This is a genomic window from Faecalibacterium sp. BIOML-A1 (assembly GCF_009679715.1).
GTDB lineage: Bacteria > Bacillota > Clostridia > Oscillospirales > Ruminococcaceae > Faecalibacterium > Faecalibacterium taiwanense.
This window is the reverse complement of sequence record NZ_WKZJ01000002.1, coordinates 88,393-106,371: the sequence shown is the minus strand read 5'-3', so window position 1 is coordinate 106,371 and position 17,979 is coordinate 88,393. Positions and strand designations below refer to the sequence as shown.

Genomic DNA, 17,979 nt, shown 5'->3' with positions numbered 1-17,979 from the left:
TGATCTTACCGCAAGCAAAAAAGCTCCCGTCCTGATGATGGACGGGAGCTTTTCTGCTTCCTGTGATCCGGAACAGCCTGCGCATTCGCTCCGGGCTGTCCGGCGTGGAACTATTCTTTTTTAGCAATCGGGGTTATTTGCGCCGCGGGTGGATATGCACTTCCGGGATAGCCACGTTATCGTAGTGGATCGGCTTATCTGCCGCCGGAGTGCCGTCCGCATCCGTATGATGTGCCACCTTGCCGGTATGGATTTCCGGCAAGGCCACGGTTTCTTCCTCATGGGGATGCTCCCGCTTTTTTCCGAGCCACGTTTTCAGATGGTGATAAAGCGACATTGCACGTCTCCTTTCCCGGTGCGGAAGCCCGCCCGAACTGTAAAGATCAGCTTCAGATAAAATTGATGAACACCGTAATGACCAGACTGTTCAAAAAGTCCGCAAACAGACTGCCCACCAGCGGGATCAGCAGATACGCCTTGACCGAGGGCGAATATTTATCGCAGATGGCCTGCATGTTGGCCATAGCGTTGGGCGTTGCGCCCATGCCAAAGCCGCAGGTGCCGGATACGATCACCGCCGCGTCGTAATCGCGGCCCATGATGTTGAACACTACCAGCACCACATACAGAATCATGAACAGGGTCTGCCCAGCCAGCAGCACGATCAGCGGCAGGGCCAGCTCTGCCAGCTGCCACAGCTTCAGGGTGATCATAGCCATGCCCAGGAACAACGAAAGGCAGATGCCGCCAATGTCATTGATCTCGCCCATATACACGGTGTAGCCGCCGCCATACTCACCCACATTGCGGATGATGGCCGCCGCGATCATGGCACCGATATAGATGGGGAAGGTCATGCCCGTCAGGCTCAGGAGTCTGGACAGCACCGTGCCGATGCCCATGGCGACGATCAGCTGGAAGCTTGCCGCCGGGTACATGGTGGTGTGGCGCTCGTGCTTCATTTCTTCTTCCACCAGCAGGCTGTCATCCTCCGGCACCACCGTGGCCAGCAGGTTGTGCCGCTCAATGAGCATCTTACCGATGGGGCCGCCCATCATGCTGCCCGCGATCAGGCCATAGGTGGCCGCTGCCGTACACAGGGTGGTGGCCCCCTGAATGCCAAAGTCCTCCAGCACCGGGCCAAAGGCACCGGCGGTGCCGTGACCGCCCACCATGGGGATGGAACCGGTGCAAAGGCCCACCAGCGCATCCACGCTCAGCAGCTTTGCCAGCCCCACGGCTACAAACTTCTGGCTGACGATCAGCACGATGACCACGCCCAGAAACACGATCATCGCTCTTCCACCGCTTTTCAGCACCTTGAGGTTTGCCTGGAAGCCCACCGAGGTGAAAAACATCACCATGCAGACTTCCTTTAGAATATCATCAAATGCAAACTCGGCAACGCCGGTCACATAGCACACACAGGTAAAAATGGCGAACAGCACGCCGCCAATGACCGGAGCCGGAATGCAGAAACGTTCCAGCACCTGCACCCTTTCCCGCAAAAATTTGCCCAGCATCAGCACCAGCACAGCAACGGCCAGTGTCTGATACATATCCAATTCGATCTTCATTGCTCTACTTTCCCTCAGTTCCCAGCCGCTTCATCGACCGTAATTCCTGCCGCCTTATAATATGCGGCCGCACCCGCATGAAACGGGATGTCAACGCCCTCTACTGCGTTTTCCTCCGGGTCCAGCGGGATGCCCAGCTGCTCTTCCAGCCCTTCCCGGCTGGAGAACAGAAGCTGTGTCAGCTGCTGCACCTGCTTTGCAGGCAGCGCGTTGCTGGCCAGCAGAACGGCTTTCACGCCCACCGTCTGCACCTTTTCCGTCTGTCCGGGATAGGTGCCTGCCGGCAGCGTAACGCCGCTGTAGGCGCTGTAAGCGCTCTGCAGGCGCTGTGCTGCCGCACCGTCTACCTTCAGCAGCCGGATGCCGCACTCGCCTGCCAGAGCGGTCAGCACCGGGCTGGGTGCGCCCACTGTCATAAAGATGGCATCCACCCTGCCCGCCTTCAGCTGGGCAGCGGCATCCTCATAGTTCAGGTTTACCATGCTCACCATCTTGTCGTTCAGACCATAGGCAGATAAGATCTGCCGCGCGTTCTGCTCCGAACCGGATTCCTCCGCGCCAATGCTCACCGTCCTGCCATGCAGGTCCTCAATGGACTGGATGTCGGAATCCGCCCGCACCACCACCTGACAGATCTCGGTGTACAGCGCCGCCACGGCACCAAAGCCCCGGCTTTCCTCCTCGTTGGCAAAGATGCCGGTCTGGTCATAGGCATCCTGCACAAGGTCTGCCTGTGCAATGGCCAGCTGCAGGTATTCGCCGGCCAGCAGACGCAGGTTCGCTGCGGAACCGGCGGTAGCCTTCAGCTCCACCTGCCCGTTATCCGTCTCATTTTCCAATGCTGCGAACCGCTCACCGAACTCCCGGTAGATGCCGCCCTCGCCAGCCACGCCGAAGCGTAGCCGTTTAACGGTCTCCACCGACGAGCATCCGCTCAGCAGTGCTGCTGCCAGCAAAGCTCCGGCCAGCACCGCCGCGAGCCATTTCTTTTTCAAGATCACCACTCCTCTTCCTGCCGCCGCAGTGCGGCAGAGCTTTTATCCTAAATTATACGCATATTGCGGGTGAAATGCAATCACCTGCTGCAGAAAAGGAATGTTCTTACCCTCCGAACAGCCCGAAGAAGCTGGTGTGGGTCACGCCCAGCACAAGGAACAGTGCGATCAGTGCAAACAGTACCCCGATGATAATATCCATCTGGTGCACGGTCAGCGGAAAATGGTCGTACATTTTTTCTTTCGCATTCACAAAATTCTTGTCACCGTTGTTGAGCAGGCTCTTTTTGCCCTCCTCAAAATCCGCCTTCTGCGCGGCCAACTCTGCCTGCTCCTGTGCAAGCTGTTCTTCCCGGGCCGCAAGGGCAGCTTCCCGCCGGGCAAGCTCCTCTGTGAACTGCTCCCTTGTTCGGTTTTCCTGTGCCATAAGCACACCTCCTGATGGTGTTTTTCTTTATGATACCACACAAATGCAAATAAAAAAAGCGGGCCGCCTGCCCAAAAGCAGACGACCCACAGAAAAAGCTCTTACTTCTTTGCCAGATACTTGCGGATATCGATGGCCACAGCCACAATGATGACCAGGCCCTGAACGATGTAGGTGTAGGAGGAGTTCACGTTCATGAACTGCAGAGCCACCTTCATCAGTTCAAAGACCAGAACGCCGACCAGAACGCCGGGCACAGTGCCGACACCGCCGGTGGTGGAAACACCGCCGATGGTGCAGGCTGCGATGGCGTCCAGCTCATAGCCCTGTGCGGTGTTGACGGATGCGCCGCCGGACTTTGCAGCCAGCAGGCAGCCTGCCAGACCGAACATGCAGGAAGCCAGGATGTAGATGCGGATCTTGGTGGCGTTGACGTTGACACCGGCCACCTCAGCAGCAGCTTCGTTGCCGCCGATGGCGTACATGTACTTGCCGTGACGGGTCTTGTTGTACAGGAACCAGAAGCACCCGGCCACGATCAGAGCGATCCAGATCAGCACAGGCACACCGATGATGGTGTTGGAGGCCAGAGAGGTGAAGTTTTTGTTCAAAGAGCCGATGGGGGTACCGCCGGTGTACACCAGGCAGATACCGTAGACCACCTGCTGCATACCCAAGGTAGCAATGAAGGGCTGCACCTTCAGGTAGCTGACCACCAGACCGTTGCACAGACCCACGATGGCGCAGATGGCAATGACCAGAATGAACACCACGGGGGTGGACAGGGTGTGCATGTTGGGGTAGAACTTACCGGATGCGCCCTCGGTCTGCGCAAAAATGCAGGCCAGACATGCGGCAAAACCAGCCAGACGGCCAGCGGACAGGTCGTTACCGGTAGTGATCAGGCAGCCGGAAATGCCCAGAGCGATGATGTAGCGGATGGACACGTTCTTGAACAGGTTGATCATGTTGGTGCCGGAGAAGAAGTTGGGGTGAATGATGCCAACGATCAGAGTGATGGCCAGCATCATCATGATAATGGCGTTGTTGCTGAGCCACTTGCCCACAGCCTTGCCATTCAATTTTTTGGTAGCTTCCACGATAGACAGCCTCCTTAATTACTGATTTGCCGCAGCTGCGTCAGGTGCGGTCTCGAACTGGGTAGCCAGCGCCATGATGTTCTCCTGCGTGGCGTCCTTGCCGTCGATAAAGCCGGTGATACGGCCATCGCACATGACCATGACACGGTTGGACATACCGATGATCTCGCTCATTTCAGAGGAAATCATGATAATGCTCTTGCCCTGCTTGGCCAGATCGGCGATGATGCAGTAAATTTCATACTTTGCACCGACGTCGATGCCGCGGGTAGGCTCGTCCAGAATGAGCACATCGGGGTTGTTGGCCAGCCACCGGGCGATCAGCACCTTCTGCTGGTTGCCGCCGGAAAGGCTCTTGATCTGGGTCTTGGGGCTGGGCACCTTGATGGCCATTTTTTCCTTGTTGGTAGCCACCAGATCCAGGATCTTCTTGTTGTCCAGCATGATGGGGCCCTTGCGCAGGGCATCCAGCGATGCAATGGAGATGTTATCCGCAACACTCAGCACACCCATGATGCCGGTGGCACGGCGGTCCTCGGTCAGCAGAGCCACGCTCTTCTGGATGGCGTCGCGGGGCTGCTTGATGTTCACCTCTTCGCCCTTGATCCACACCTTACCGGAGGTATGGGCACGCAGGCCGAAGATGCCTTCCATCAGCTCGGTGCGCTGTGCGCCCACCAGACCGGCCACGCCCAGAATCTCGCCTTTTTTGATCTCGAAGCTGCAGTGGCGGAAGGAACGCGGATGGATGGATGTAAAGTCCTCCACCTTCATCATCACCTCGTCCGAGGGATGGTTCTCCAGCGGGGGATACAGGTTCGACAGCTCACGGCCGACCATCTTTGCAATGATCTGCTCCTTGGTCATGTTGGCAACGTCCCACTTACCGATGTACTGGCCATCGCGCATGATGGTGACTTCGTCCGCGATCACCTTGATCTCGTCCATCTTGTGGCTGATATAGACCAGTGCCACGCCCAGAGCCTTCAGCTCGCGCATGATGCGGAACAGCGACTCAACTTCGTTTGCGGTCAGCGAGGAAGTGGGCTCGTCCAGGATCAGCACCTTGCAGTTTGCGGAAACAGCCTTTGCAATTTCCACCATCTGCATCTGTGCGATGCTCAGAGAGCCAAGCTTTGCACGGGGATTGATCTCCAGCTTCAGCTTTTTCAGCAGCTCCTCCGTATCCTTGTACATTTTGGCGTGATCCACCACCGTAATAGGACCGTACTTTTTGGTGGGGTAGCGGCCCAGCCAGATGTTCTCGGCCACAGTACGTGCCGGGATCGGCTGCAGTTCCTGATGCACCATGGCAATGCCGCGGTTCAGTGCATCCAGAGGGGTGGTGATGGTAACTTTTTCGCCCTCGTATTCAATTTCGCCCTCGTCCATCTTGTAAATGCCAAACATGCATTTCATCAGTGTGGACTTACCGGCGCCGTTTTCACCCATCAGCGCCATGACCTTACCGGGGCGAAGCTCCAACTGGGCGTGATCCAGCGCTTTGACGCCGGGGAAGGTCTTGACCACGCCTTTCATTACCAGACGGTATTCTGACATTCCGCAGAGCCTCCTTGTCGTTTATTATAAGGCCGCAGAAAAACCTTTTTTCAAAACAAGGCGCGTGCGCGGAGAATATTTCTCGCACGCACGCGCTTTATAGCTTTGCTCAAGCCGTCAAGGTCCACTGCGCACCTTGCATTGTTTCAGGAAAACTTTGGTCTTACTTCACGTACTCGGAAGCGTTGTCCTTGGTCACCTTCACATAGTCGACCCAGTAGTACTGCTCAACCTTGGAGCCTTCAACGTACAGCTTGGTAGCCTCAGCAGCTGCGGTAGCCTGACCCACGTCGTCGTTCAGCACGGTACCGGTCATGTTGCCATCCAGAACGTCCTGAACAGCCTCTGCCAGAGCATCGACGCCGACCAGATAGATGTCCTTGCCGACGGTGCGGCTTGCCTGCTGGATGGACTGCAGAGCGCCCAGTGCCATTGCGTCGTTGTTGCAGAAGACGACTTCGATCTTATCGCCGTACTGAGACAGAGCGTTTGCAACGTCCTGCTGAGCGGTGGTCTGATCCCAGTTGTCCAGGTACTCGTACAGGCACTCAACTTCCTTGCCTGCATCGGTCAGAGCCTTGATGGAGTACTCGGTGCGGTACTGAGCATCGATGTTCTCGGGGTCGCCCTTGCACATAATGTAGGTAATCTTGCCGTCGCCGTTGATATCGCCCTGAGTCTCGGTCTCCAGGATCAGCTCGCCCTGATAAGTACCGGACTGACGTGCGTCAGCACCAACGTAGCAGCACTTGTCTGCGTAGGAGTCCAGAACGCTCTTGTCGGGCTCACGGTTGATGAAGACGATAGGAGTCTCAGAGGGCTTGACGGTATCAACGATGGTCTGTGCGGAAGTGGTCTGGACAGGGTTGATGACCAGCACGTCCACGCCCTGCTGCAGGAAGGTGTTGATCTGCTCGGTCTGGGTGTTCTGGTCGTTCTTGCCGTCCATGATGGTGACGGAGTAGCCCATGTCCTTCAGGTACTCTTCCAGATCGGAGCGGTACAGGGTCATGAAGTTATCAGCAAACTGATAGATGCACACGCCGATGTTTGCGGAACCGTTGGTTGCAGCAGCGCTGGAAGCAGCAGCAGAAGATGCAGCAACAGAAGAAGCCGCAGTAGAGGTGCTGGAAGAGCCGCCGCAGGCGGTCATAGCAGCAGTTGCACCAACAACAGCAGATGCCTTCAGGAAGTCACGACGCGAAATCATTTTCATAATAATGTTCTCCTTCAATTCGTATCTCAGCATTTTCACAGGAGCAATCTTGCATGCACCTGTAATTCCTGTTCGTATTATACCCTTGCAGCACCCCACTGTTCAAGAGAACAAGTTCACAAGATTGAAGGAGTTCTTTTGTGCTATTTCAACAAATGCTTTTTGGGCTCGCCAATTTCTTTTCTCGAAACATCACAATTTTTCATACATTTGCAACCTCCCTACAAAAGCAAAAAAATTATGTCATTTTTCTCTCAAAAAGATTACAAAATGTTGCATCGTCCGGTTTTTGCAGCTTTTTTATTTCTTGTATATCTTGAAAAATATTTTCAGGAATAGTTCATCCCTGTTCTTCCGCATTTTTTCGCTTCATTTCTGAAATTTTCTGAAAATCGCCTGTCATTCCCGGTTCCTGCCGCCCGCCTTTTGCAAAGAAAATGCCCGGAAGCTTTCCTGAGCCTCCGGGCATTCCGATCCGAGTATCTTTTACAGATGCAGCAGCATCTTTGCAATGTTGAAGTAGATCAGCAGCGTGGTGGTATCCACAATGGTGGTGATCAGGGGTGAAGCCATCACGGCCGGATCCACATGCAGCTTTTCTGCCGCCACCGGCAGAATGCCGCCGATGATCTGCGAGAGCAGGATGGTGCAGATCAAAGTCAGGCACACCACCAGCGCCACCGGAGCCGCGATGCGGTCAAACACCAGCAGCTTTACAAAGTTGCATACGGCCAGCGTGCCGCCGCACAGCAAGGCCACGCGGCTCTCGCGCCACAGGATGCGGGGCAGATCGCGGGGCTGGATGTCGCCCACTGCCATGCCGCGGATGATGGTGGAAGTGCTCTGGCTGCCCGCGTTGCCGCCTGCGTCGGTCAGCATGGGGATGTAGGCGGTCAGCACGGTCACAGCGGCCAGTGCGTCCTCGTATCCGCGGATGACCATGCTGGAGAAGGTGGCGCTGATCATTAAAAACAGCAGCCACGGCGCACGGCTCTTGTACAGGTCCCACATACTCTGCTTGAAGTAGGGCTTGTCGGAGGGGCCGATTGCGTTCATCTTTGCAATATCTTCGCTGGCCTCGTCCTGCAGGATGCTGATAGCATCGTCAATGGTCACGATGCCCACCAGCCGGTTTTCCGCGTCCACCACCGGAATAGCCAGAAAGCCGTATTTCTCGAACAGGTTGGAAACATCCTCCTGATCGGTGGTGGTGCTCACGCTGACCACATTGGAATCCATCAGGTCCTTGATAGGCTCTTCTGTGTTCTTTGCCAGCACCAGCGCCCGCAGGGACACCACGCCGATCAGCCTGCGGCTGTCATCGGTCACATAGCAGTTGTTGATGGTCTCCTTGTCAAAGCCATTCCTGCGGATGGCCTCCATAGCCTGTGCCACGGTCATGTCCGGCCGCAGCTCCATCAGCTCGGTGGTCATCACGCCGCCGGCCGAGTCCTCCGGGTACTTGAGCAGCTCATTGATCATGCGGCGGGTGGTGGGGTCGGCCTGACCCAGAATACGCTTGACCACGTTGGCAGGCATTTCCTCCACAAGGTCGGTGGCATCGTCCACGAACAGTTCGTCCACAACAGCCTTCAGCTCGGTATCGGTCAGGCCGTCGATCAGCTTCTGCTGGGTCTCAGGGGCCAGTTCGGTGAACACATCTGCGGCCAGATCCTTCGGGCACAGACGGAACAGCACCGGGAGCTTTTCTGCAGGCAGATCCTCAAATACCGCCGCAAGGTCGGGCGCGGGCAGAGTTTCCATCACATCCCGCAGGCTCTGGTATTTCTTGGCATCGTCCAGATTTGCCAGCATGGTCTTGAGGGTATCGATCGAGATTTCAGACATAAAAAAGCTGCCTCCTTTTCAGTGGCAGCTCTCGTTTCTTCTTTTCAGGGAACGCAAACATGCACCGTGTGCATTCACACACAGCAGGGTCTGCGCAAAGCAGAAACGGCGGCTGCCATCATATAAAATAATCGGGGAGAAAGACTGCTGCTACTGCCAGCAGGTTCCATGACAACCACCTCGTTTTCCTGTTGTAAAAAGACACTTTTTGCCTTTTCCGCCCATTACTTTACCACTGCTTTTTTGCCGCGTCAACCCTGCTTTTTAAATTTTTCCGTTTCTTTACAAAAAGTAAAAGTGCCCGATGACATTTTTCGTATCATCAGGCACTTTTATCCTGTCAGAGCATGTTCCGGGCGGGATGGAAGGCTCTTTGCTTACAGGGTCTCTACCGTATCAAACATTTCTTTTGCAGCTTCCACAGCTTCCTTGCTGCCAAACACCACCCGCACGCCGTTTGCCATGGCGGCACCCAGCTCTGCGGCCTGCTCCTTCAGCAGTGCGGCATCCACCGCACACAAGGCCTTGCGGTCTGCCGCCACCATTTCATCAGTGATGCCGCAGAAATACCGGCGGTCCGTCTCGCGGGCCTCAGCACGCGGCTTGCGGGGGGTGTCCAGCTTGGCCACAGTACCCACAATAAAATCGTTCAGGTCTTTTTCGGTGTACTCCCGTGCTGCCAGTTCTGCCGGACCTTTTGCAAAGGTGTCGTAGCTTTCCTTTACATGGGGGTCGCGGTAGGTGTACAGGTATTCCACGCCGTCCGAGGAGAGCATTCCGGTGCCGTAAGCGCCGCCCACCTCGCGGATGTTGTGCCACAGGTATTCGTAGCTCATCACGCGGGCCAGCGCCTTGCGGTCGCTGCGGCGCTCCATGGGCCATACCTGTACATCGTAGTTCACACCGCCGTCAATGATAAACGCTTCGTTCACCGGCGGTGTCAGCGGCTCCACATAGGGCTTCGCCGCAGCGCGGTCCTCGGCAGCAAAGCGGCTGTCCGGCAGCAGAGTGCGCAGCTTTGCAAGGGCATCCTCGCTGCCGTACAGGCTGACCGTCAGCTCCGCGTGCTGCAGCACCTCTGTGCGCAGGGCATCCAGCTTTTCACCCAGTGCTGCCCAATTGCCGCGCTCCTGCACGCCGCACAAGAACTTGTAATAGCTCACACCGCTGCAGCGTTCACTCACCGCACCGTCCACCGTGTAGTGGGCACTGGCACGGGTGGCTGCGTATACATTGCCCTGCTGGATGAACTGCTGTTCCATGTTCAACTTCTGCTGGCTCAGCACCCGTGCAAAAGCAGCTTCTGCCGCCGGGCCGGTAAGGATGGTATCATACAGCCATTCGCCGCCCAGCTCCACAGCCTTTTCCAGACTGCGTTCCAGCAGGCTCAGGCACAGGCTCAGCTTGGCATGGCAGGGTGCACCCTCCTGCCGCCCAGTCCAGATGTCCAGCTGGGTGCGGCTGTCGCCCAGCCATGTGCTGCGCAGAGTGTTCAGTTGCTGAGCGGTGTGTTCGGCGCTGTCCAGCTCGTCCAGCACATCGGTCAGCAGGTCCAGATACGGCATGTCCTCAGGCTTCACATTGCCAAGGTCATAGTAGAAGTTCAGGTACAGGCTGCCTGCCGAAGGGTGATGCACCAGCTGCGCGCCAGCCAGAAGTTCCCGCTCGCCTGGGGCCGTCCTTGCTCCGTCGCCAAGGTCGGCAACGGTCAGCGGGTGCTCCAGCGCAAGCTTGCCGTCGGTGCGGATGGGTTCGTCCTCCTCCTTTTTAGGCAGGGTGGGCACCTGCACCACCTGCACCGGAGCCGGTGCAAACAGCTCACGCAGCAGTTCATTGAACCAGCCATCGGCCATCTTTTCCCGCAGGGAAGCAAACAGCCTGTCCGTGTGCAGCAGCAGGGCGGGGTCGCCGGTGTGCAGCCAGCCAGTAGAAGCATTGATGGCATCCAGCACGCCGTCTGGCAGGGTGCCCGGGCGCTCCAGCGATGCAAACTCTGCTGCGTTCAGCGAAGCCAACAGCAGTTCCTGCGGGATGCCCTCGGCCAGAATGCCGTCCACCGCCTTGCGCACAGCGGCAGCAAACTTGCGGGCGCTCTCCTCGGTGGCACCGCGCAGCACCAGTTCCAGCACCGGCTGCAGGGTGCTGTCGTCAAAGCCAATGTCAATATCTGCGCCCAGCTTTTCGGCCAGCAGCGCCGCCTTCAGCGGGGAGTTATTGGTGCCAAGCAGGGCATCCAGCAGGATCTCCACGCCCAGCTGCCGCTCCAGGTCTGCAAAGGCACCGGTGTACCATGCCAGAGCACACTGCACCTCGTCCGGCTCCGGGTTTTCGGTATAGTAGGGCAGTTCCACGCAGGCACCCGCCTGCTCGTGCTGCACGGTCAGCTGCGGACGGCTGGTGCCCTTGGGCATTTTGGAGAGATAATCCCTGTCCAGCAGTTCCAGCTTTTCAGCCATATCCATTTTGCCATAGAGGGTAATGCAGCAGTTGTCGGCGCTGTAGTGGCGGTGATATACCCGCTTATACTTTTCATAGGTCAACGCCGGGATGCTGGCCGGGTCGCCGCCGGAAACAAAGCCGTAGGCCGTATCCGGGAACATGGCCCGTTCCAGTGCATTTTCCAACTGAGCATCCGGTGCAGCCAGAGCTCCCTGCATCTCGTTGTACACCACTCCGCTCACGATGCCGTCGGCACTGCGGTGCCAGCCCTCCTGTTCAAACACGCTCTTGTCCACCATGGCCAGCGGGCAGAACACCGCGTTCAGGTAGACATCCATCAGGTTTTTGAAGTCGGTCTCATTGGGCGTAGCGAACGGGTAGACCGTCTTATCCGGGAAGGTCATCGCATTCAGGAAAGATGCCATGCTGCTTTTGAGCAGCTGCAAGAACGGCGAGGTCACCGGGTATTTTTCGCTGCCTGCCAGCACCGAGTGCTCCAGAATGTGGAACACGCCGGTGTCATCGGACGGGAAGGTGCCAAAGCCGATGCCAAACGCCTTGTTGGTATCCTCATTTTCCACCAGCAGCACCGTGGCACCGCTCACATCGTGGGTAAGCACGGTCAGGGTTCCGTGCTGTTCAGGGCAGTCCTCGGTACGCACGAGGGTATAACCGGGAAATCGTTCCATTTCGTTTTCTCCTTTGTGGTTTTGAAATCGTTTGACACTATTGTATCATTCGAGGGCAAAAAACACAATTACAGGTTTGTTAATTATAACCAGAAGAACGGTTTTTGATGATTTGCTTCCCGTTCAGAGCGTTTTCGCGCAGATTGAGTTTAATGCCTTTTGTAAAAAGCATTACCGCCAGGTATGTTCTCTTTTGGTTGCAAAAGAGAACCAGAAAGGACGGCGGTGCCCGCAGGGCATGAAAGCCCCAGTGGGGCTTTTAAGCCGCAGACCGGTTTGCGCAGCAAATGCTGTGTGTTCAGCACAGCAAGGTCACAGCGATTTCAACGCGCTGGATCCATGAAAAAGGGGCTGCTCGCCCCTTTTAGACCCCAAAGCAGTTAGGCTCCATACAAAAAATCCAAATCGCTGCGCTAAAGGATTTTTTGTGTTCCGCCGATTTCGAGTCGCTTACGCGACGAGCTGTACGGGTAAGTTTGTGCTTTATCTGCTGCGCGGCTGACAGCGGCAATATGCCGTTTGCCATTGCGCCCTTCCCGTGAAAAAGGAAACAAGCCGGCCCCGCAGGGCTGGCTTGTTTGCAAAATTATAAAATAATATTTCCTCTGATATTGCCAAAGTGAAAGCGTCGGCAATTTTAAATCGTATTTTTTACACCTGCTTTGCGCCCTCAGTCCGGCAGGACACCCGGAACAGCACAAAGCCCACTGCAAACAGCAGCGCCAGCATCCCAATGCCCACATTGGCGCTGCCGGTCAGCTGGCTGCCCACGCTCACGATCATGGTGCCAAGGAAGGACGCGCCCTTGCCGCAGATGTCGAACAGGCCAAAGTATTCGCCGGATTTTTCAGCCGGGATGATCTTGGCAAAGTGGCTGCGGCTCAGTGCCTGCACGCCGCCCTGGAACATGCCCACCAGCACGGCCAGCACCCAGAACTGCCACTGGCTGGTCAGGAAGAAGGCAAACACCGCAATGCCGGTGTAGGCTGCGATGCAGACCGGGATAAGCTGGCTGGACGGGTATTTTGCACTCAGCCGACCAAAGATCAGCGCCGAAGGGAAGGCCACGATCTGCGTTACCAGCAGGGCAAGCAAAAGGCCGGTGGTCTCCAGCCCCAGTGCCGTGCCGTAGGCGGTGGCCATATCGATGATGGTATACACGCCGTCGATGTAGCAGAAGAAGGCCAGCAAGAACCAGAACACCTGCTTATCCTCGCGCAGATGCTTGAGGGTGTGGCCGATACGCACAAAGCTCTGCCGGATGGCGTGCTGCTCTACCTCCACATAGTTGATCTGCTTATAGCTCCGCAGCAGCGGCAGGGTGGTGCTCAGCCACCACACAGCGGTGATGAGCAGCGCCACGGAAAGGGCGGTCATCTGGCTCAGGCCGATGGCCCCGCTGCCCAGCACCAGCGCCAGACACACCACAAAGGGCACGCAGCTGCCAATGTAGCCCCATGCATAGCCCTGCGAAGACACAACATCCATGCGTTCCGGGGTGGTCACATCGCCCAGCATGGAATCGTAGAACACCAGACTGCCCGAAAAGCCGATCTTTGCAAGGATGAAGATAATCAGGAACGGCAGCCATGTAGTGGCAAGGCCCATAGCACAGCAGCCTGCCACGCCCACGAACAGGCAGAGCATGAAGATGGGCTTTTTAAAGCCTCTGGTATCGGCCAGCGTGCCCAAAATCGGCCCCAGCACTGCCGTGATCACCGTGACCACCGAGCTTGCATAGCCCCAGTAGGCCAGATAGTTCACCGGACTCAATCCCCCGGCCTCGGCCAGCGCATTAAAGAAAATGGGCACCAGTGTGGCGATCATCAGCACAAAGGCCGAGTTGCCCACATCGTACAGGATCCATGACCGCTCCAGCGGGGTCACCTTGAATTTTTCATGTTTCATCTTGTTTCCTCTCGCACCGCCGGGCGGTGCCCCCTCTTTTTAGATTTCACCATTTAAAATGGCCGCCGCATTCGCTTTGGCCATCTACAGCGGAAATTTTGTTTTTATTTTCGTGTTTGTCGCGCTCTGCGGAGCGCTCCAAACACATTTTCACCAAAAGGGTCGTAGCGGGAAACAGCATCTTTCCCTGCTGGCCTGCATCGACTTGCTCAGAACTCCCCGAAGGTGTGGTCAAAGGCCTTGCTCAGGGGCTGGTCCGTGTCCAGCTTTGCCACAAACTCCAGGATCAGCGTTTCTGCCAGCGGAAGCGCCTGCGCATACAGTTCTTCCAGCCGCTTGCCGCTCTCCACGCACTTCAGGTTCGGCTGCGGGTTTGCCACAAGTCCGTGTAGCATGTCGTATTTGCCCACCACCTTCATGCCGGTCAGCACCACCCAGCGCTTGACGGGGTTGGATGCCTGCAGCAGCCTGTGCACTGAGATCATGCCCTTGAGCGAGTCCAGCGCCACCTGCTCCGAGATGCCCTCGTAAAAGGGCGCGATCGCCTTTGCATTCTGTTCCGACGGGTGGATATGGCTGGCTGTGAAAAACTTCAGCGGGTCGTATCCGTCCCGGCGCAGCAGCATGTTGTCAAACTCGGTCTCGATCTCGCAGTGGGTCACGCCGCTTTCCCGGGTGAACTGCTCCACATACGGGTGGCAGGTGCTGTCCAGCGCAAAGTGGCAGACAAAACCCAGTGCATAGGCCAGCGCAGCATCCCGGTCTGCCTCGCAGTGCACCACCCTGCGCGCCCGGTCAAAAAAGACCCGCCCCGGCTCCTCGTGCATGGCATTGCCCAGTGCACCCACCGGGTTGGACTTGGCAGCATGGTAATAAAACAGCAGGTCCGGCCCATGCAGGCCGATATCGTAAAGCTCACGGTTCTGTTCCAGCTGAGCACGCAGTTCATCCGGCAGATGTTCCAGCACATTGGTGCCAAAGCGGCGGTGCGCATAAGTTGACGGCATGGCAGATTCCTCTCTTTCTCTCCGACAGGGTGCACAAAACGTCCCCCGGTTTTTGCGTTCTGTTTCAGTATAGCAGAAAGTTTCCCGACCTTCTACCCTTTTACGTCTGATTTTGGTAAAAAATTTGAATTATTTTGTGTTTTCGGCCAGTGGGCAGGCCGCGCAACAAAAAAGGCACAGCCATCTGCAGACAGCTGTGCCTTCTCCCTTAAAATTCAGACTTTTTCGTAGCCCTGCGGCATCTCGTTCTTCCGGTTGCGGTCCATCAGGGTGCGCAGCGCGTCGCTGGCGCTCATGCCCTCCTTCACGATGGCGTTCACCGTCTGCACAATGGGCATTTCCACATTGTACTTTGCTGCCAGCTCCATAGCGGCAGGCAGTGCATTGATGCCCTCCACCACCATGCCGACCTCCTTCACGGCCTGCTCCGGGCTTTTGCCCTTGCCGATCAGAATGCCCGCACGATTGTTGCGGCTGTGCATACTGGTCGCCGTCACGATCAGGTCGCCGATACCGGCCAGACCCGCAAAGGTGTGGATGTTGCAGCCCATGGCCACGCCCAGCCGGGCGATCTCGGCAATGCCGCGGGTGATGAGGGCTGCGCGGGCGTTGTCGCCGTAGCCAAGGCCGGTGGAGATGCCAACACCCAGCGCAATCACATTCTTCAGCGCGCCGCTCAGCTCCACGCCCTTGATGTCGGCGTTGGTGTACACACGCATACAGGTGTTGCTGAACACATCCTGCACATACTCGGCAGCGGCTTCATCCGGGCAGGCCGAAACGATGGTGGTGGGCATGTCCAGCGCCACCTCCTCCGCATGGGTCGGGCCGGAAAGGGCCACCAGCTTTGCGTTTTTGGGGCCACCCTCTTTGTTCAGCTCGTCGGCAATGACCTCAGTCATGGTATATAAGGTGTCCGGCTCCATGCCCTTTGCAACGTCCACAAGGATCTGGCCGTCCGGGATGTAAGGCCGGGCCTTGGCCGTGGTGGAGCGCACAAATACCGACGGCACTGCAAACAGCAGCACATCCTTGCCGGTGCACACTTCCTCAATGCTCTTGGTAAACTGCAGCTCTTCCGGGATCTTCATGCCCGGCAGATTGGGGTGCACCCGCGTAGCGGAAAGGTTCTCCACCTCAGCCGGAAGCGCCGACCACACCTGCACATCATTGCCGCTGACACACAGCATCCGTGCCAGAGCCATGCCCCAGGTACCTGCACCCAGAACGCCAATTTTTTTCTTCGTCACGTTCGTGTCCTCCGTGTCTGCACCGCGCAAAGGGCACTGCACCCTCTGCGGTGAATTTGCGCCTGTGCCGGGCCAAGCCCGGTGCGCTTTGTTATGTTCATTGTACACGAAAGCCGGTGCGCCGTCAACCGCTTGCCGCATTGCACAAAGTTTTCCAGATGGGTCGTCCGTTTTTGTACACATCACGCGTTTTGAGCAAACCGTTTGCACTCCATCCGGATTCATGCTATAGTATTCTGGTAGGTTTTGTAGGAATTTTAGAAAAAGCCCTTGACTTCAAGCGCACTCCAAGCCTTATAATACCTTTGTTCTTACGATTTACAAAGTATTTGAATACCGTTCTGAGGGAACATTTTTCATGTTTGAAGCATTTCTTTCCAACCGTACGATCAGCGTGCTGGCGGAGGCTCTGCCCCGTATCCTTACGGCAGGCCTTACCATGACCATCCCGCTCACGCTGGTCTCCTTCTTTTTTGCCATGATCATTGCCGTGGCCGTTGCGCTGGTGCAGTACGCCAATGTGCCGGTGCTGCGGCAGATCGCGCGGTTCTACATCTGGGTCATCCGCGGCACGCCGCTGCTGGTGCAGCTGTTCATCATCTTTTATGGTCTGCCCAGCGTGGGCATCATGCTGGACGCTTTCCCTGCTGCGGTCATCGCCTTTGCCTTCAACGAGGGTGCCTACTGTGCCGAGACCATGCGCGGTGCACTGGAAAGCGTGCCGCAGGGCCAGCTGGAAGCCGGTTACTGCGTGGGCATGAGCTGGTGGCAGATCATGCGCCGCATCGTGCTGCCGCAGGCCCTGCGCACCGCAGTGCCCGCCCTCTCCAACTCGCTCATCGGCATGATCAAGGACACCTCGCTGGCGTCCAACATCACGGTGGCCGAGCTGTTCATGGCCGGTCAGCGCGTGGCCGCCCGCACCTACATCTTCCTGCCCATCTACTGTGAGGTGGCCGTGGTGTATCTGCTGTTCTGCACGGTCATCACCAAGCTGCAGGCACTGCTGGAGCGTCGGCTCAACGCCCACGGCTTCCAGTAAGAAAGGAGTGTGGCAACCATGTCCATGTTAGAGATCAAAAACGTCCACAAATCCTTTTTCACCTACACAAAGCCCCGCCTGCAGGCAGGCATCTTCCACCGGCCCGGTGCACGCAAAGTGACCAGCGAGCTGCAGGTGCTGCGCGGCGTGGACCTGACCGTGGAAAAGGGCGATGTAGTGGCCATCCTCGGCCCCTCCGGCTCCGGCAAGACCACCCTGCTGCGCTGTCTGAACTTTCTGGAGACTGCCGACGCAGGCCAGCTCACCTTTGACGGTGAGACGTTCGACCTTGCCCAGGCCAGCCGCGCCGACATTGCCCGGCTGCGCAAAAAGACGGCCTTTGTGTTCCAGAGCTACAATCTGTTCCGCAACAAGACTGCCCTGCAGAACGTGACCGAGGGCCTCATCATTGCCCGCAAAATGCCCAAAGAGCAGGCGGATGCCGTTGGCATGAAGATGCTGGAAAAGGTGGGCCTTGCCGACCGAGCCGACTACTATCCGCGCCAGCTTTCCGGCGGCCAGCAGCAGCGCGTGGCCATTGCCCGTGCGCTGGCATCTGACCCGGAGATCATCTATTTTGACGAGCCGACTTCGGCCCTTGACCCGGAGCTGACTGGCGAAGTGCTGGCCGTGATGCGGCAGCTGGCCGAAGAGGGCATGACCATGCTGGTGGTCACCCACGAGATGGGCTTTGCCCGCAATGTTTCCTCCAAGACCGTTTTCATGGAGAACGGCGTGGTAGTGGAGCAGGCTCCCTCGCATGAGTTTTTCGCTAACCCCAAAGAGGAGCGCACCCGCGAATTTTTGCGGAAGATCGCTCACACCGAGTGAGGTTTAACCAACTCCCCCAGTCTGCTTCGCAGACAGCCCCCTCCGGGATGGGGCCTTAGGCAAAACCAGAAAGTCTCCCTCTTTGCCTGA

14 protein-coding genes are annotated in these 17,979 nt (G+C 57.1%); 2 read left to right on the top strand and 12 right to left on the bottom strand.

Features of this window, described 5'->3' with window-relative positions; all coding sequences use genetic code 11:
• Window positions 1-133: 133 nt before the first annotated feature.
• From GKG36_RS02735 to GKG36_RS02680, 12 genes are all read right to left on the bottom strand, one after another.
• Window positions 134-337, bottom strand: a complete 204-nt coding sequence (locus tag GKG36_RS02735; protein ID WP_097775079.1) for a hypothetical protein — start codon at window positions 335-337, stop codon at window positions 134-136.
• A 52-nt stretch (window positions 338-389) separates the two neighbouring features.
• A complete protein-coding gene (gene gltS / locus GKG36_RS02730; RefSeq protein WP_154259003.1) occupies window positions 390-1,577 on the bottom strand; it encodes a sodium/glutamate symporter in 1,188 nt (395 codons plus the stop codon).
• Between the two features lie 14 nt (window positions 1,578-1,591).
• On the bottom strand, window positions 1,592-2,578 hold the full coding sequence (locus GKG36_RS02725) for a TAXI family TRAP transporter solute-binding subunit (protein ID WP_243145069.1): 987 nt from the start codon (window positions 2,576-2,578) through the stop codon (window positions 1,592-1,594).
• A gap of 100 nt (window positions 2,579-2,678) precedes the next feature.
• Window positions 2,679-2,999: a hypothetical protein gene (locus tag GKG36_RS02720; RefSeq protein ID WP_097781527.1), complete on the bottom strand. Its 321-nt coding sequence runs from the start codon at window positions 2,997-2,999 to the stop codon at window positions 2,679-2,681.
• A gap of 101 nt (window positions 3,000-3,100) precedes the next feature.
• On the bottom strand, window positions 3,101-4,099 hold the full coding sequence (locus GKG36_RS02715) for a beta-methylgalactoside transporter (protein ID WP_173012866.1): 999 nt from the start codon (window positions 4,097-4,099) through the stop codon (window positions 3,101-3,103).
• An 18-nt stretch (window positions 4,100-4,117) separates the two neighbouring features.
• Window positions 4,118-5,659 carry a sugar ABC transporter ATP-binding protein gene (locus GKG36_RS02710; protein WP_097775074.1) on the bottom strand — a complete coding sequence of 514 codons (1,542 nt, stop codon included), beginning with the start codon at window positions 5,657-5,659 and terminating at the stop codon, window positions 4,118-4,120.
• Window positions 5,660-5,822: 163 nt separating this feature from the next.
• Window positions 5,823-6,875: a substrate-binding domain-containing protein gene (locus GKG36_RS02705; protein ID WP_097781525.1), complete on the bottom strand. Its 1,053-nt coding sequence runs from the start codon at window positions 6,873-6,875 to the stop codon at window positions 5,823-5,825.
• Between the two features lie 486 nt (window positions 6,876-7,361).
• Window positions 7,362-8,723, bottom strand: a complete 1,362-nt coding sequence (mgtE, locus tag GKG36_RS02700; protein WP_154258997.1) for a magnesium transporter — start codon at window positions 8,721-8,723, stop codon at window positions 7,362-7,364.
• A gap of 377 nt (window positions 8,724-9,100) precedes the next feature.
• The gene (locus GKG36_RS02695) at window positions 9,101-11,851 is read right to left on the bottom strand and encodes an insulinase family protein (protein WP_154258995.1); all 2,751 of its coding nucleotides are present in this window, start codon (window positions 11,849-11,851) and stop codon (window positions 9,101-9,103) included.
• A gap of 651 nt (window positions 11,852-12,502) precedes the next feature.
• Window positions 12,503-13,759 carry an MFS transporter gene (locus GKG36_RS02690; RefSeq protein WP_154258993.1) on the bottom strand — a complete coding sequence of 419 codons (1,257 nt, stop codon included), beginning with the start codon at window positions 13,757-13,759 and terminating at the stop codon, window positions 12,503-12,505.
• 209 nt (window positions 13,760-13,968) lie between these two features.
• Window positions 13,969-14,766 (bottom strand): zinc dependent phospholipase C family protein, encoded by a 798-nt coding sequence (locus tag GKG36_RS02685; protein WP_154258991.1) that lies wholly within the window; start codon window positions 14,764-14,766, stop codon window positions 13,969-13,971.
• Window positions 14,767-14,981: 215 nt separating this feature from the next.
• On the bottom strand, window positions 14,982-16,157 hold the full coding sequence (locus tag GKG36_RS02680; protein WP_154258989.1) for an NAD(P)H-dependent glycerol-3-phosphate dehydrogenase: 1,176 nt from the start codon (window positions 16,155-16,157) through the stop codon (window positions 14,982-14,984).
• Between the two features lie 217 nt (window positions 16,158-16,374).
• Here GKG36_RS02680 and GKG36_RS02675 point away from each other — a divergent pair, with 217 nt between their 5' ends.
• Together GKG36_RS02675 and GKG36_RS02670 are read left to right on the top strand one after the other, a co-directional pair.
• A complete protein-coding gene (locus GKG36_RS02675; RefSeq protein ID WP_154258987.1) occupies window positions 16,375-17,058 on the top strand; it encodes an amino acid ABC transporter permease in 684 nt (227 codons plus the stop codon).
• Window positions 17,059-17,076: 18 nt separating this feature from the next.
• Complete coding sequence (locus GKG36_RS02670) at window positions 17,077-17,889, top strand: amino acid ABC transporter ATP-binding protein (protein ID WP_005944678.1); 813 nt, start codon at window positions 17,077-17,079, stop codon at window positions 17,887-17,889.
• Window positions 17,890-17,979: the final 90 nt, after the last annotated feature.